Raw genomic sequence first — 15168 nt, forward strand, 5'->3', positions numbered from 1 at the left:
CGCTTCCAAAGGGTGATGCGGGCCGTTGAGCGCACCAGCGACAAACGCGGTCAACTGCTGCTCAAACCGGACATCGAGGTGGAGGCCTGGTGGACCACGCTCGATCTGCCGGATGAAAAGGTGATCCGGCTTTACGAGGACCACGCCACCAGCGAGCAGTTCCACAGTGAGATCAAATCCGACATGGACATGGAACGCCTGCCATCGGGCAAGTTCGCCACCAATGCCCTGATCTTGACTTTGGCCGGTCTGGCCTACAACATCCTGCGTTTCATCGGGCAGTTGGGCCTCGTCGGAGACCGGTCGCCCTTACGCCATCCGGCCAAAAGGCGCCGCATCAAAACGGTCATCCAGGAACTGATGTATCTGGCTGCGCGGCTGGTCACAACCGGCCGGCGTTTGAAAATCGTCTTCAGCCGACATTGTCCGGCTTTTGAAGCCTTCGGGGCTGTGTACAACCGCCTGGCATGCGGCTAGATCCGCAAACCAGGAAGTTTCATCAACCAAGATAGGTTATCTCAGGGTGAATCATGCCTAAAAAAAGCCATAAAACATAAATATTTAGCAAAGAGCATAAAGAAGGACTCAAATAGTGGGTGTAAAAGCTTCAGAACACTCACATCTACCGGCGGACAGGTCGATATTACGCTTCTGAGCCTGAAACCGGACGACTGTTTACTGGAGTCTCACGGATTCAGGACCTTGTTAAGAAAGCATCGGAAGATAGACAGCGCTCGCCCATCAAAGACTTGCTTTCACACAGATCAATCACTGAAAAAAAATGCGATTAATAATTTAAATAATAGGCAGATACCATGAGAAAATGACTGAACACAATCCTAAATATGGAGAAAAAAATGCCTAGGGCAAACCGACACTACATTCCAGGTCACGCATGGCATCTCACACACAGATGCCATAAAAGAGAGTATCTGCTGAAATTCTCCAGGGATCGGCAGGGATGGATCCATTGGCTTTTCGAAGCCAAGAAGCGATATGGATTGACCATCCTGAATTACACCGCAACCTCCAATCACATTCACTTGCTTGTCTATGACCAAAACGGTGGAGATACCATTCCAAAAAGTATTCAGTTGGTAGCAGGACGTACGGCTCAGGAGTATAATCAAAGAAAAAATCGAAATGGCGCTTTTTGGGAAGATCGCTACCACGCAACAGCCATACAAACAGATAGTCATTTGGTTCAATGTCTTGTTTACATAGATTTGAATATGGTCAGGGCCGGCGTCGTCAAGCATCCATGTGACTGGCCTCACGGAGGCTATAGAGAAATCCAGGAAAATCCAAAGCGATACAGATTGATCGACCGTGAAGTATTAATGCATTTGCTAGGCATTAGAGACGGCGATCAATTGACACTGTCACACCAAAGATGGGTCGAGAAGGCGCTTCAGACCACGGAAAATGTTCGGGAAGAGAGATGGACAGAGAGCGTCGCTGTTGGAAATCTTTCTTTTATTGAAGACATAAAAGAAAAATTGGGTGAAAGAGGAGTCGGCAGGAAAGTCGTGGAAAGCAGAAAAAGCTGTGAACTCAGAGAGTGCCGGTTTCCTTATAATGGCGATTCTGACCCTGAAAACGCTGTTTTAAGGCTTGAAAACGAGATATTTTGGGATGATAGCCAATTAATTTCAACTAGATAACTTGGTCCGACCCCAAAATCGGAAAATTCCTCGTCTGAACATCATGATCGAAGCTACATAGAGAAGGCCCAGGATGAGGGGCCAGACATTGGTGTAAGTGCTCAGAAGATCCTTCAGGTAAACAAGTGACAGAGCGCCCATGACGGGACCGTAGAGGGTGCCCATGCCGCCTACCAACGTCATGAGCACGATGTCGCCCGACGTGTCCAGACTCAAAGTGAAAAGCGGCACGAAATTCTGGAGTGCGGCATACAACCCTCCGGCCAAGCCGGCAAAACCGGCCGACAACGCAAAGGAAATGAGCTTGAAGAATTTTGGGTTGTACCCGATGTTCATGGCACGGGTTTCATTCTCTCTGAGGCATTCGAGGGTTTTCCCGAAGGGGGAGTGAATGATGCGCAATCCAAGGATGACAGCCAGGACGAAACAGAACAAAATGAAATAGTACATCACCAGTTCCGATGTGAAATCGATCGGGCCCAGAGGCGGCCTCGGCACACCGTGCAAACCGTCGTCTCCGCCCGTGAGCGAACGCCACTTGAAGGCGACAAAGTAGATCACCTGCGCGAAGGCCAACGTCACCATGGCGAAATAGATCCCGCGCCGCCGTATGGACAGAAACCCTATCGGGAACGCCGCCGCCGTGCTCACGAGAATGCCGGCCAGCAACCCCACGGGAAGAGGCACGGCGAAATGGATAAGCATCAGTCCCGTCGTATACGCGCCGAGACCGAAGAAGGCGGCATGGCCAAACGAGAGCAGGCCCGTATAGCCGAAACAGATGTCATAACCCAGCGCAAAAATGGCGAAGATCAGCATCTGGCTGGCCAAGGCCTTATAGGGGGTCATAAACGGCAGAAACAGCAGCGCGATCGATGCCGCCGGAACGATCCAGTAAAGGTGATTCTTTTTTGTCTCCATCGAGCCCCACCCCGTCTATTCGAAGAATTCTGCCCGGCCGAAGAACCCCCGCGGCCGGATAATGAGGATGAACGCCATGAATGCATAGACGAGGACTTTGGCCATGGGAGGCCAGAAAACGATGCCCAGGGTAATCAATTCCCCGATGATGAGCCCCGCCAGGATCGACCCTCCGATACTGCCCATGCCCCCGATGATGACCACCACGAAGGTCTCCACGAGCATATCCATCCCCATGAGGGGCTGAACATTCTGAAGCGGCGCGGACAGGGCCCCTGCAAGGCCGGATAGACCCGCCCCAAACCCGAAGACCAGCGTGAAGGTCTTGGCGATGTCGGTTCCGAGGGCGCTGACCATCCCAGCGTCATCCGTTCCTGCACGAATGACAGCCCCGAGCCTAGTCTTCGAGATGAAAAACCAGACGCCGAAGGCCAATGCGGCCGTCAGCAGGATGATGAAGAGGCGATATTTAGGATACATGATGAAACCGAGGTCGACAACGCCCGACAGCACATCCGGGATGTTGAACGGTTCGCCCTCCGGACCGAAGATGACCTTGATCCCGTCCTGGATGGCGAACATCAAACCGAATGTGAGGAGTAGATTGTAAAAGTGGGGCAGGTTGTAAAGCCTGCTGACGAGCGTCTTTTCCAGGAAAATACCAATCAGACCGACAACGATCGGACAGATAACGATGGCGGCGAAGAACGGCACTTGGAGCAGGCTCACGAATGTGTAGGCCGCGTAAGCTCCCAGCATGTAGAGGGCCCCGTGCGCAAAATTCACCACTCCGAGGGTGCCGAAAATGACCGTGAGGCCCAAGGAAAGCAGCACGTAGATGGAGCCGAGGATGAGCCCGTTGAAAAGCTGCACGACCAGAAACTGAATGCTCATGACAGGAAGTCCTCGAAGAGAATTCTGCGCACCGACTCACGCCCCCCGGGATGGGGGCTTTCCGGACGGAGATCGTTTTCGGAAAGCCCGCCCCCGGCCGAGGCTCGATCTAATTCAACTGGCAGCCGAACTGGCCCGGCTTGCCGAAGGCTTGTTCCGCAGGCAGGGTTCCCACGATCTCGAAAAAGTCCTCTTTCTCCTTGATCTCATCGGGCTTTTTTGCCCGCAGGAGGAGGGCTTTAGCGACCTGCATGTGGTCCTCGGGCCGGATATACCCGGGATTCGCGAAGAGATCCGTAAAGGTATGCCCTTCCAAGGCCTTGATCACCGCATCGGGATCGGTGGTTCCAGCCCGTTTCACCGCCTCCAGATACTGCCAGGTGGCGCTGTAAACGGCGGCGGCCATAAAATGGGGCCTTTCGCCGTGCCGCTCCAGGTATTTATCCGCGTATTCACGAGCACCCGGATTATCCACTTTCCAGTTCCAGGATGCAGCCACATAGTTGTCGGCGAAAACTTCGGGGCCAGCACCCCGGATATCCGGCTCGAAAAGCAGGGCATGGACGATCTTGCACTTTTTCTTGAGGCCGTACTCCATGGCGGCCTTCGTTGAATTGACGGCGTCCTTCCCGACATTCAACAGTACCAGAACATCCGGGTTCGCGTTCATGGCGTTCAGGATATATGGGCTGTAATCGGAGGTCCCCAGAGCCACCATGTCGTTCCCGACATGTTCTCCGCCCTTCTCTTTCAGGGCGGCCGTGAAATGTTTCAGGAGATCATGGCCCCAGGCATAATCGGAGGTAATGGTATACCAGCGTTTTCCGAGATGCTCCGCACCCCAGAGCCCTACCGTGGTGGCGAGCATATAATCGTTGTAGTTCCACTTGATGACGTACTTGTTGCACTTGTCGCCGATGAGCGCAGTAGTGCCGGCGGAGGTCGAAATGAAAGGCTTTTTGTGGAGGCGTGCCTGCTCAGCGACGGCCAGTGCTGCAGCACTGTTCGGGCAGGCTATGATGACATCCACATTCTCCTTCTCATAGAGTTCCTTGGCCTTTTCGTTCGCTACACCCGGGTTGTAGGCGTGATCCCTCGAAACCAGCTCGATCTTTTTACCCAGCACCGTCCCATAATCTTCGATCGCCATCTCGGCAGACCATTTCTCCCCGTTGCCAATGACAGCCAGCGGTCCGGACAGGACGCTGATCACCCCTACCTTGACCGTATCCGCTGCAAGAGCCTGAAAAACGGTCAAACAGTAGAAAAGACCGAACGTGACGACGCTTACCAAAAACTTTTTGCTCATGTCCATACCCCTCCTTTTTTGTGCATCCCTTTCAAGTATGCCGCATACAGCCCGTCTCCACGTATGACCCGCGGGATTTCACCTCCTTTCCTGGAACCATTCGACCAGCCGATCTCAAGGCGCCTTCTATACGCCGAGATATCTCTTCTGCACGTCATGTGCTTGACGAAAAGCATCATTGCTGTCCGTGTAGACGATCTCACCGCCATAGAGAATGCAGTGGCGATCCGCCACCTGCGTAGCGAAGCGCGTGTTCTGTTCGATGAGCAGGATCGTGATGCCGCTCTTCTTGATTTCCTCGATGATGGACGCAATCGATCGAACGAGGATGGGCGCAAGCCCTTCGGTAGGCTCATCCAGAAGGATGATCTCCATTCTCGCCCTGAGGATCCGCGCGATGGCAAGCATCTGTTGTTCGCCGCCGCTCAGTTTCGAACCCGCATGTCTGCTGCGCGCCTTCAGAACAGGGAAGGCCTCGTACACCCTTTCGGCGGTCCATCCCTCCTGCCCTCGGCCCCATAAAGGAAGAGACAGATTTTCGAGCACGGTCAGGCTGGGGAAGATCCGCCGCTCCTCGGGAACGAAACCCACACCCCGCTTCGCAATCCGGTGCGGGGGCAGGCCGGTTATGTCCTCGCCTTTCAAGATCACCTTGCCCGAGCGAGGCGGGACCATCCCCATAATGCTCTTGCAGGTGGTTGTCTTGCCGGCCCCGTTCCTGCCTAGCAGCGTCACCGCCTCGTTCTCACGGATATCCATCGAAAGGCCCCTGAGGATATGGCTCTGATCGTAATAGGTGTGAATGTCTTCCAGAACGAGCATCCTCAAAACCCTCCCAGATATGCTTCCTGAACCCGCGCGTTGCGTTGGATATCCGCCGGGGTGCCGTCGGCGATAACCATCCCCTGGTTCAGAACCGTCATCCGGTCCGATATCGCCAGGACAAGGTCAATGTTGTGGTCGATGAGGACGACGGTCATCCTATCCGATATCTCTTTGACCAGTTTCATCATCCATTGCATATCGGCGGACTGCAGCCCTGCCATCGGTTCGTCCAGCAGGAGCAGCTCAGGATCCGTGGCAAGTGAAATCCCGATGTCGAGGATCCGCTTTTCGCCATAAGAGAGGTTTTCTGCACGGTGGCCGCATTTGTCTGCGAGGCCGATCATCTCCAGCACACGGTCCGCTTTCCGCATCGCCTCCTTCAGTGCCGAGGCCTTGCGCAGAAAATTCCCCGCGTGTCCAAGGCGCGACTGCGCCGCCACCCGGATGTTTTCGTAGACGGAAAGGTCGGGAAATATGCTCGTGATCTGAAAAGAGCGGGCGATGCCCTTCCGCGAGATGCGAAACGGCGGCAGGCCCGTGATTTCCTTTCCTTTGAAAAGAATCGAACCGCTCGAGACGGGGAATATCCCGGTCAACAGGTTGAAAAAGGTGGTTTTCCCCGCGCCGTTGGGGCCGATAATGGAGTGGATAGCCCCCTGTCTCACTTTCAGGTTGACGCCGCTAAGCACTTCCAGCGCTCCGAAGCGCTTGGAAACCTCGACCGTTTCGAGGAGCACCTGTCGATCATTCATCACTCGCCCTGATATCAGGTGGCAGGCTGCCGAGGGGGCAGCCCCAGGATTTTCCGGGCCTCCGCCGGAGTCGCAATCTCTCGGTCCAACTCCTTGGCCAGCCGCGCCACCTTGGCAACCAGTTCCGCGTTGCTCTTTGCAGGAACGCCTTTGGAAAGATAAATATTGTCCTCGAAGCCGACCCGCACATGTCCCCCCATGATCATCCCCACCGTCCCCATGTAGAACTCGTTCAGACCAATGGCGCAGACGGACCAGGGTGAGCCTTCGGGAATATTCCTGACCATATACTGAAGGTTTTCCACCGTGGCCGGGATCTGCCCGAGGACACCGAGAACACATTGAAAGTAGAGGGGCTCCTCGAGGGACCCCAATTCTTTCAGAACCTTGCAGTTGTTGATCATGCCGATATCGTAGCATTCCAGTTCAGGTTTGACGCCATGCTCCTTCATGACCTGCGCCATGTGAACCATATCCGGAAAACTTTGGACCATGACAAATTTGAGCAGAAACTCGTCCGTCTTCCTGTTGTAAATATCGATCACCGGCGATCCCGCGTTGAATGAGGCGATGTCGGGTTTCGTTTCAGGGTTTGCCGCCAATATCGGTATGACGCCTATCCTGCCTTTCACCGACTCTTCGGGTATTTCTTTGTAAAGCCAGTCACCGTCTACGCGCCGCCCCGTACCCCCCGTAGAGACATTGACGAGGATATCGCAGCGTTCGCGTATACCCGAAACGGCCTCCGCATACCACTCCGGCCTGTTTTCCCCTTTGCCGGTCTGCGGGTTTCTCGGATGAAGGTGTACGATCGATGCCCCAGCCTCGTAGGCCTCGACCGTCGCCTCCACCTGCTCCCTCGGTGTTTTTGGAAGATAGGGATTGGACTCCGGAGACGCCCCCCCGGTGATAGCGGCTGTAATGATCAGTTTATCCATCCAGAAAACCTCCGATCCGTTGCCTTTTGCACCTTCTTGCTCGACAGAAAACGTGCCTGTCCTCTCCTACCTTCACCGGGGTGCGCCAGCTTGTGCCATGCACTCCACCTCAACCATCGAATAACTCTTCCTCAAGAGCTTGAATTCTCTGCCCTTCGGCGCTGCACTCCGACAAGTGCCAAGGAGGCGATCTTGGAGTTCATCTCCTCATTTCCCTTCGACTTCATGGCCCTCTTTAAAACATCAGCGCATCCTGGAAGTTCGGATCGCGCAAGCATCGAAACAAAAACATCTCTTTTCATAACGAAAAGTGCAGAAACCAAGCAATCGAACAATAATTATTTACCATGAATTGAAATTACACAGCATTTTTACACACTAAAGAGAAACTTCACATGCAAAAAAACAATGCAATCAAAAGACTGCATTTGCCATCCACGGATGTCAGTCAGCCTGAAATCATTACCTGCCATAGGCAAAAGGTACAACGGAAAAAATCAAATCTTCAACAGAAGGAGACAATCATTTTAATTATACAAATCATTGAACAAACAATCTTTCAATTTCTTCCATGGTTTTTTCGGCTACTTTCCTATTTTTAAGAAAATATCGCTGCAAACGATCGATAAGCTGTCTTTGCTTGTCTCTATCATCAAAATAATATTCATGTGATAAAAGTGTTTTTACCCAATTTAAATTTTCTGCAACTTCATCCGGAATACGCTCACCATCATGGCGCACAGCATCATTTGGACATACATTGTGGCAAACACCACATCGGATGCACTTATCATCATCTATAAAGGCTACATCCTCTATTATTGAAATGGCTCCAGCAACACATGAATCCACGCAAATCCGACAACCATCACAAAATTCTTTATTTATCCATGGCATTTGATCCTCTCTCCGCTCCTGCCATCTTTCAGCCCCAGCCGGGGTCGAGAAACCAACCTGCCAGACCCCTCGCTACGGCATATCTTATGGAATGATTTTAATCATTTATACATGCACTGGCACGACAACCCCTGCGAGAGAAAACCGCAGACCAGCCGCTCCCACATCGATCGGGTCGATTCACTCGGCAGCACTCCTGAGTGAACACCTGAAATCGGTTTTCACACAGCGGAACTTCATTGATATCAGATAGAAAACGCACCACAATAAACAAAGGCAGAGCGCTCAAATCACTCAGCAGCACTTTGCTTAGAAGAGTCTTTCAGGAACCCAAATGGCGACTCTAAGGCTGAAAAACAGCGCCATTTAGAATGATAACTATTTATTTCCGAGCAGTTAGCTTGGTCCGACCCGAACTATAACTACTTGCTGAATTCCTCCACCATTTCCTGGACGGCCTTGAAGACGGCTTCCCCGTCGACGCCTTTTGCGTTGGCGTTTTTGATGTAGGTATCGAAAACCGGTTTTACGGCCTCCTTGAACTTCGCCGATTCCTCGTCGGACAGTTCGATAAACTCATGACCGAGTTTCTCCACAAATTCACGCCCTGATTCGTCGCTGTCTTCCCAGGCCTTGGCCGTTATGTTAGCGTATTTTTTGCTCACATCCGTAATGATCTGCTGCAGGTCGGGCGGGAGGCTGTTCCATTTCTTGAGATTCATAGCCACGAAGAAGCCCTGGGTGTATGCGCTGCTGTAGGTGAGCGTCGTATACTTGAGAACCTCTCCCTGTTTGAAGCCCTCGAGAGCCTCCATGGGCACCAGGGTCCCATCCACGATGTTTTTCCTGAGGGCGTCATAAGTCTCGCCTTGAGACATAGCCACAGGAGCGGCCCCATAGGCCCGCACGATCAACTGACTCGTGCCGGTCGAGCGGATCTTCAAACCCTGTATATCCTCGAGCTTACGGACGGGTTTGTTCACGGTGTGAAGCAGCCCGGGCCCATGCGCGAACAGGTAGCAGATGTGGACATCGCTCATCTCCTGCGGCTGGAACTTGTTGTACAATTCGTTGATCACCTTCGTAGCGATGTAGGCGTTGCGGTAGCCAAGCGGGTTGTCCACCGCCTCCATAATAGGGAAGCGCCCCGGGGAGTAGGCCAGGACGGAGGATCCGAAATCCGAAATGCCCTTCACCACCCCGTCATAGATCTGCGGGGCAGGCGTGAGAGACCCCCCGGTAAAGATTTTTATTTTTATCCTGCCGCTGGAAAGCTCTTCAATCTCTTTTGCCCAGGCTTGGGGCACCTTGGTCTGAATGTGGGTTGGAGGGAAAAACGTGCTGTAGGTGAAGTTGTAGGTTTCCGCCTGTGCCTGCGGAACGACCATCCCCATCGACGCAAGCAATGCACCGCATACCAGACACGCCACTGTGAACCAGAAATTTTTCCTCATACCGACTCTCCTTTCGATCTTGAAGTTCACCGCCTCTGAAATCCCTCTCGCACTCCAAAAAAATTCATCGAAAAGCCGCTTGAAGCACAACCTCCGTTTCCAATTGAAGAGATCAATACGCCAGAAAACTTGGCAAGAACAGAGCGATCTGCGGAAAGAAAATCATAATGACGATGTAGGTGATCAGCGTCAAAACAAACGGGAAAGTCCCTTTGAAAATGACCTCCAATGGCACCCCCTTTGCGATTCCGCTCACGACATACACATTGATGCCTACAGGCGGCGTAATGACGCCAAGCTCCGTCACGAGCACGATCACCACCCCAAACCAGATCGGATCGTAGCCAAGGGCGACCGCAACCGGGAAGAATATGGGGATTGTCAGGAGGATCATTCCGAGGGCGTCCATGAAACATCCCCCTATGAGGAAAAAAAACATGACGACGATCATGATGGCCCAGTGAGGCAGGGGAAGCTCCACGACCCACCCCGACAAGGTGCTCGGGATGGTGGTCACCGCCAGAAAGTGGCCGAATACCGTCGCCCCTGCGACAATCATGAAGATCATGCAGGTCGTGCGCGTCGAGGAGTAGAGTGCATCCCGAAACCCCTCCCAGCTGAGCTGATTCCTCACGAGAGGAATGACCAGGCCTCCGAAGGCGCCTACCGCGCCCGCCTCCGTCGGGGTGAATATGCCCAGGAAGAGCCCGCTCATGACCAGCAAAAACAGGATGATGACCTCGACCAAGCCCGTCAGGGACTTGATTCTGGTTCTCAACCCTTGCTTTTCGACCAGTGGGGCGATCTCCGGCCTCAACGAGACCCAGATGTAGATGGTCAGGATGAAGAGGATGGAAAGCAGGATCCCGGGAAGAATCCCAGCCATGAAAAGTTTTCCGATGGATTGTTCGGTCTGGATCCCGTAGACGATGAAGATTACGCTGGGCGGGATCAGAATTCCGAGGCTCCCCCCGGAGGCCACGACACCCGTAGCCAATTCATCACGGTATTTCAGCCGTTTCATCTCGGGAAGCGCGACGGAGGCCATGGTCGCCGCCGTCGCGTTCGTGGATCCGCAGATGGCGGAAAACCCCGCACAGGCTCCGATCGTCGCCATCGCGAGGCCGCCCTTGTAATGACCGACCCACTTGAAAGCGGCATCGTAGAGTTTGCGGCTGATGCCCGAGTAGAAGAGAATTTGTCCCATAAAAACGAACAGCGGGACGACCGTCAAGTCATATGAGCTGTAAACCGTATAAAAATCTTTCACGGTGATGTTCAGCGCCGCAGCAGGGCTCACCAGGTACCCGAAACCGAGCAGCCCCACAAGGGCCATGCAGAAGGCAACCGGAAAACGTGAAAATAAAAGAATGACGAGAAATAGAACGCCAAGGAGGCCGACATGGACTGGATTCATCTTTTCGCCTTCTTCCAGAAGTCTATGAGGTTATGCAGAATGGCGAGGCATAGGCCGAAAAAACAAAGTCCAATCAAATAAATAAGTGGATAAAACGGAATATGCAGGATCGGTGTGATCTCCCCCGCCGCCTTCATATCGAGGCCCAACTCGACGGACTGCCATACCAGCACAAGAAAAAAGAGGATGCCGAGAATGTGTGTCACGGTTTCGATGACGAGCTGTTTGCCCCGCGAGAGGCTCTTGACCAGGATGTCCACCGCGACATGCCCCTTCTGCAGCATCGTATAAGGCATCGCAAAGGCAGCCACGACAGCGCCCAAAATGCTCACGATTTCATAAGTCCCGGGGATTGGACGACTGAAGAGATACCTCATGGAGATATCGAAACAGGTAAGCAGCATGATCACCAGAAGCGCCAGAGAGGCGATCAAATTGAACAGGCTGCTAAGCCCTGCAGTCTTTCTGACGACCTTGAAGCTCTCTTTTTCCATAAGACCCGCTCATCAACACTAACCATGAACGAAAAGATCTTTTCAAACCAAGACGCGGCGGTTGAACTCGATGGAACTTCCAATCGGGATACACGATTTCAAGCTGCAAAAGCCCTGCTCGGCTGTTTTCGATATTCCCTCAAGTAGGACAACCACCTCACCTACCCCATGCAAACGCCACCATACCGGATTGCAGCTGAAAACTGCATATATGCCCGGAATATATGGATTAAATGTTAAAGCTTTACGATAGACACCGAGCAGCGCTCAGCGGAGCACTTCTCATCCGGAAACCCCTGGATAACGGCAACAGTCAACGAGGTTTTCCCGGCAACTCGATTTGAAAAAAATTTTGATACGCTTTATTGGGACAACGGACACCCTTGAAGATGCCCTGTACTTTTACAGATTGAAATGAGAAGAACATGAAGGTTAGAAAACAATAGAGACTTAACGAATATAGCTCGTCTAATGTATTAGGAAGGCGTACCTAGACGCGAACTTCACCATTTGTTCGCATATCGCAAACCGAAAGGATCATCAGCCGCAAGCCGTAACGCCTTCCCTCCTTTTTGAAAAAAATAGAAGACCTGTTTGAAACCAATGACTCTTTCTTGAAAGAAGATGCTCGAAAAGCAGCCAAGATTAAACTTCCCGTTAGACTTCTAGAATACGCATCCTTCTTTTGTCAAGCCCTATTTGGGGTCGGACCAAGATAGGTACCTGGATAGACTCGAAAAAAAATCGAACACGGGCCAGTTTTACCCCTTAAAACCGCCTTTTGAACCTGAAAAAACCTGTTTTAAGCCATTGAACGATCCTTCTGAAAACCTGAACAAAAACGATCCTCAACCCGAGATCCTCAACATCTGCAAATGATTCGAGGCAATAAACCTCAGCCCAGCCCAACAGGGATACAAGGAGCCTGGACGCGAATCCGAGCAACGCTTAAAGCTTTCAGCAGGTGTCCATCATATCCCCCTGCCTTGCATCTACATCTGCTTAAAACCGTCATTTGGGCCTTGAAAAGGCCATTCTAAGGCAGCAAAACACCATGTTTTCCGGCAATAACAATGTGATTTCAATTGGATAACCTGGTCCGACCCCATTGGTTGATGATGGCTTGGACGAGGGTGGCGAGGGGGATGGCGAAGAAGATTCCCCAGAAACCGAGGACACCGCCGAAAAAGAGGACTGCGACGATGATGGCGATGGGGTGCAGGTTGACGGCCTCCGAGAAAAGGAGGGCGACCAGCACGTTCCCGTCAAGTATCTGGATGAGAAGATACGCGCCGACGGTATAGAAAAAAGGCGCGGTCGGCCCCCATTGGAAATAGGCGATGAAGGCCACGGGAAACGTCATCACGGTGGCACCGATATAGGGGATCAGAACGGAAAGCCCGACGAAAAGACTCAGCAGCATTGCAAACTCGAGACCCAGGAGTGAAAAGGTGATGAAACTGACCACCCAGACGATGAGGATCTCCCAGGCCTTCCCGCGTACATAGTTCCCTATCTGGCGGTCGACCTCTTGCCAGACCTCGCTGGCCAGCCGCCTTTCCGCCGGAAGAAATCGTCGCACCCATTCGAGCAGGCGATTCTTGTCTTTCAGGAAGAAAAACACAAGCATAGGTACAAGGAACATATAGACCACGATCCATACGATCAAGCGGGCCGAAGCGATCGACAAGGAAACGAGCCGCTGCCCGGCATGGGCAAGCTCGGAGCGCAGCATGGCCATGAAATCCCGGATCTGCTGCTCACTGAAAAACTCGGGGTACCGCTCCGGCAATTGCATCAAGGCATCCTGTGTCCAGGATATCTTGGAGGGCAGCCCCTGGATGAGCTGTACCAACTGCTGCCAGAGAAGCGGGATGAGCGCCAGGAAGAGAAAAAGCAGGCCGGCCATGAAAAGCACGAAGATGATCACTACGCTCAAGATGCGGGGAATTTTCAAACGCTCGAAGAATTTCACCAGCCCTTCGAGCAGATAGGCAACGACAAGGCTGACCAAGACGGGGGCGAGGATCTCGCCCAGTGCCAGGACGAGGACCCCGCCGATTACGAGAAGCACCCCGAGGATTACGATCTGGGGATCGGAAAGATGTCTGCGGAACCAAGCTATAACGGGATTCATGCGGGCTCCCTGCGCACCGCTGCTGATCGCCAACGGCATTCCAGCGGCAGCGTGGTTCAGGCCGATTCAAAGGGAAGCCGCCTGTACGGAGGGCCCCTCACTTCGACTTCACGACCAGGATGGCGGCTCCCTCGAGGGCCCGCAGCAGTTTTACGCTGACGTCCCCCATGACAAACTCCTCGGCCTTGGTCATCCGCTTGCGCCCGATGACGACCATATCATACTTATCTTTACGAAACTGATCGATGATCCCGTCGGAAATCGTCGGATAAGGCTCGCTGATCATCTTGATCGTAATGTGGTCAGGCGTGAACCCGGCTTCGATCAGACGGTCCTGCGCCTTTTCGAGCACATCCTGATAGCGCGCCGACATTTCCTCCGTGAACTTCTTTCCCATCAGCTCTTCACTCGCGGAGGGCTTGCGGAAAAGATGCATCAGAACGACGTTCCAGTCTTCCGGACAGAAAGGGAGATTCACCAGGTAGTCGACCACCGCCCGGGAACTCACAGAGTCGCTGAGAGGTACAAGTACATTCGTTGTCAAAGGATGCCTCCCCTCACTCGAATACCGAATAAAGACAGCGATTGAGATCTTCTATGATTTCTTCGGTAAATTCATAATATACGTTCGCAGATTTCGAAAAATGCATCAAAATATCATTCAACGGTTTGGGTATCTCGGGGTAGAGTTTCTTGAGATTCACCAGCCGCCTCTTGTGGATGATTGAAAAATCGCCCGGTTCGAGCCGCTCAGCCACGTCTCCATAAGTGGACTTCTGCTGCATGATCATGTGCATGTCGTGCAGGCCCTTCCCGATGGCATTCATCAAAATGCTTCCCAGGCCGAAGAGATCCAGTGCGAAAGGGTTTTCCGTCGCTTCGAAATCGTAGTCGAAATCGATCCAGACGTATCGCCCTGTTTCCTTTTCAACAATGATATGGTCATTGCGGATGTCCCCATGCCTGAACCCGTTGATGTGCAAAAAACGGATGGCCTCGAACGCCTTGACGATGTGCCTGAGGATGGTCGGAAGGTATTTCTCTATGTACTCCCGGTACGGCATGGTGAACTCGTCCAGGTAAAGCAGAAAGTTGGTCCCGTTGACGATATCCAGAATCCGCAGCACGTTTCCCTTTTCATCGAGGCTCGATGTCCCGTGCATGAAATACGGGTGATCCTTGACCAAATCAAGGATCTCAGCCTCCTTGGCCGGGTTCCGGAAGCAGTTGACCTTCACCTCCCCATAAGAAGCCACAAAGGTCTCCAGGAAAGACAGTTTGATGAGCTTCCTTTCTCCGGTTTCCTCATCCACCACCCGCTTCACCCAGAATTTCGGATCGTCCATCCCGAAGCGGCGTTCCCTTTCGTGACCGGTGACGACATAACGCTTTCCCCCGACCTCGATAATGTCTCCGTGGTCGATCACAAAAATGGGGGTGGTATCTTTGAAGACCTTCCCCGCCAT

At 52.8% G+C, this 15168-nt stretch carries 15 protein-coding genes; 2 read left to right on the plus strand and 13 right to left on the minus strand.

Annotated features, from left to right (window positions below):
- Together H567_RS0115915 and H567_RS27960 are read left to right on the plus strand one after the other, a co-directional pair.
- A partial coding sequence (locus H567_RS0115915) for a transposase (RefSeq protein WP_035254763.1) occupies positions 1-477 on the plus strand: 477 nt, incomplete at its 5' end.
- A gap of 380 nt (positions 478-857) precedes the next feature.
- Entirely contained in the window at positions 858-1664 is an 807-nt protein-coding gene (locus H567_RS27960; protein ID WP_084517412.1) for a transposase, read from the plus strand.
- Here the strand turns inward: H567_RS27960 and H567_RS0115925 are convergent.
- The 13 genes from H567_RS0115925 to H567_RS0115995 all read right to left on the minus strand — a co-directional run bounded on the left by H567_RS0115925 (position 1653) and on the right by H567_RS0115995 (position 15168).
- Complete coding sequence (locus H567_RS0115925) at positions 1653-2585, minus strand: branched-chain amino acid ABC transporter permease (RefSeq protein WP_028322164.1); 933 nt, start codon at positions 2583-2585, stop codon at positions 1653-1655. The two genes, H567_RS27960 and H567_RS0115925, sit on opposite strands and share 12 nt — an antisense overlap.
- Positions 2586-2600: 15 nt before the next feature.
- Entirely contained in the window at positions 2601-3479 is an 879-nt protein-coding gene (locus H567_RS0115930; protein ID WP_028322165.1) for a branched-chain amino acid ABC transporter permease, read from the minus strand.
- 109 nt (positions 3480-3588) lie between these two features.
- Positions 3589-4788: an ABC transporter substrate-binding protein gene (locus tag H567_RS25375; protein ID WP_161626637.1), complete on the minus strand. Its 1200-nt coding sequence runs from the start codon at positions 4786-4788 to the stop codon at positions 3589-3591.
- Positions 4789-4914: 126 nt separating this feature from the next.
- Positions 4915-5610 carry an ABC transporter ATP-binding protein gene (locus H567_RS0115940; RefSeq protein WP_028322166.1) on the minus strand — a complete coding sequence of 232 codons (696 nt, stop codon included), beginning with the start codon at positions 5608-5610 and terminating at the stop codon, positions 4915-4917.
- Positions 5611-5612: 2 nt separating this feature from the next.
- Complete coding sequence (locus tag H567_RS0115945; protein ID WP_028322167.1) at positions 5613-6365, minus strand: ABC transporter ATP-binding protein; 753 nt, start codon at positions 6363-6365, stop codon at positions 5613-5615.
- A 14-nt stretch (positions 6366-6379) separates the two neighbouring features.
- Complete coding sequence (locus H567_RS0115950; protein WP_028322168.1) at positions 6380-7303, minus strand: beta-keto acid cleavage family enzyme; 924 nt, start codon at positions 7301-7303, stop codon at positions 6380-6382.
- Positions 7304-7843: 540 nt separating this feature from the next.
- Positions 7844-8200, minus strand: a complete 357-nt coding sequence (locus H567_RS27965; protein WP_084517405.1) for a ferredoxin family protein — start codon at positions 8198-8200, stop codon at positions 7844-7846.
- Between the two features lie 422 nt (positions 8201-8622).
- Positions 8623-9654: a TRAP transporter substrate-binding protein gene (locus H567_RS25380; protein ID WP_035254780.1), complete on the minus strand. Its 1032-nt coding sequence runs from the start codon at positions 9652-9654 to the stop codon at positions 8623-8625.
- Positions 9655-9766: 112 nt separating this feature from the next.
- On the minus strand, positions 9767-11071 hold the full coding sequence (locus H567_RS0115970) for a TRAP transporter large permease (protein WP_028322169.1): 1305 nt from the start codon (positions 11069-11071) through the stop codon (positions 9767-9769).
- The gene (locus tag H567_RS25385; RefSeq protein WP_051185025.1) at positions 11068-11565 is read right to left on the minus strand and encodes a TRAP transporter small permease; all 498 of its coding nucleotides are present in this window, start codon (positions 11563-11565) and stop codon (positions 11068-11070) included. Before H567_RS25385 ends, H567_RS0115970 begins: the two co-directional genes overlap by 4 nt.
- 1081 nt (positions 11566-12646) lie before the next feature.
- Positions 12647-13702 carry an AI-2E family transporter gene (locus H567_RS0115985; RefSeq protein ID WP_028322170.1) on the minus strand — a complete coding sequence of 352 codons (1056 nt, stop codon included), beginning with the start codon at positions 13700-13702 and terminating at the stop codon, positions 12647-12649.
- Positions 13703-13799: 97 nt separating this feature from the next.
- Positions 13800-14246: a universal stress protein gene (locus H567_RS0115990; protein ID WP_028322171.1), complete on the minus strand. Its 447-nt coding sequence runs from the start codon at positions 14244-14246 to the stop codon at positions 13800-13802.
- Positions 14247-14259: 13 nt separating this feature from the next.
- Positions 14260-15168 (minus strand): serine/threonine-protein kinase, encoded by a 909-nt coding sequence (locus tag H567_RS0115995; protein WP_028322172.1) that lies wholly within the window; start codon positions 15166-15168, stop codon positions 14260-14262.

Origin of the sequence: Desulfatiglans anilini DSM 4660, assembly GCF_000422285.1 — a bacterium.
GTDB lineage: Bacteria > Desulfobacterota > DSM-4660 > Desulfatiglandales > Desulfatiglandaceae > Desulfatiglans > Desulfatiglans anilini.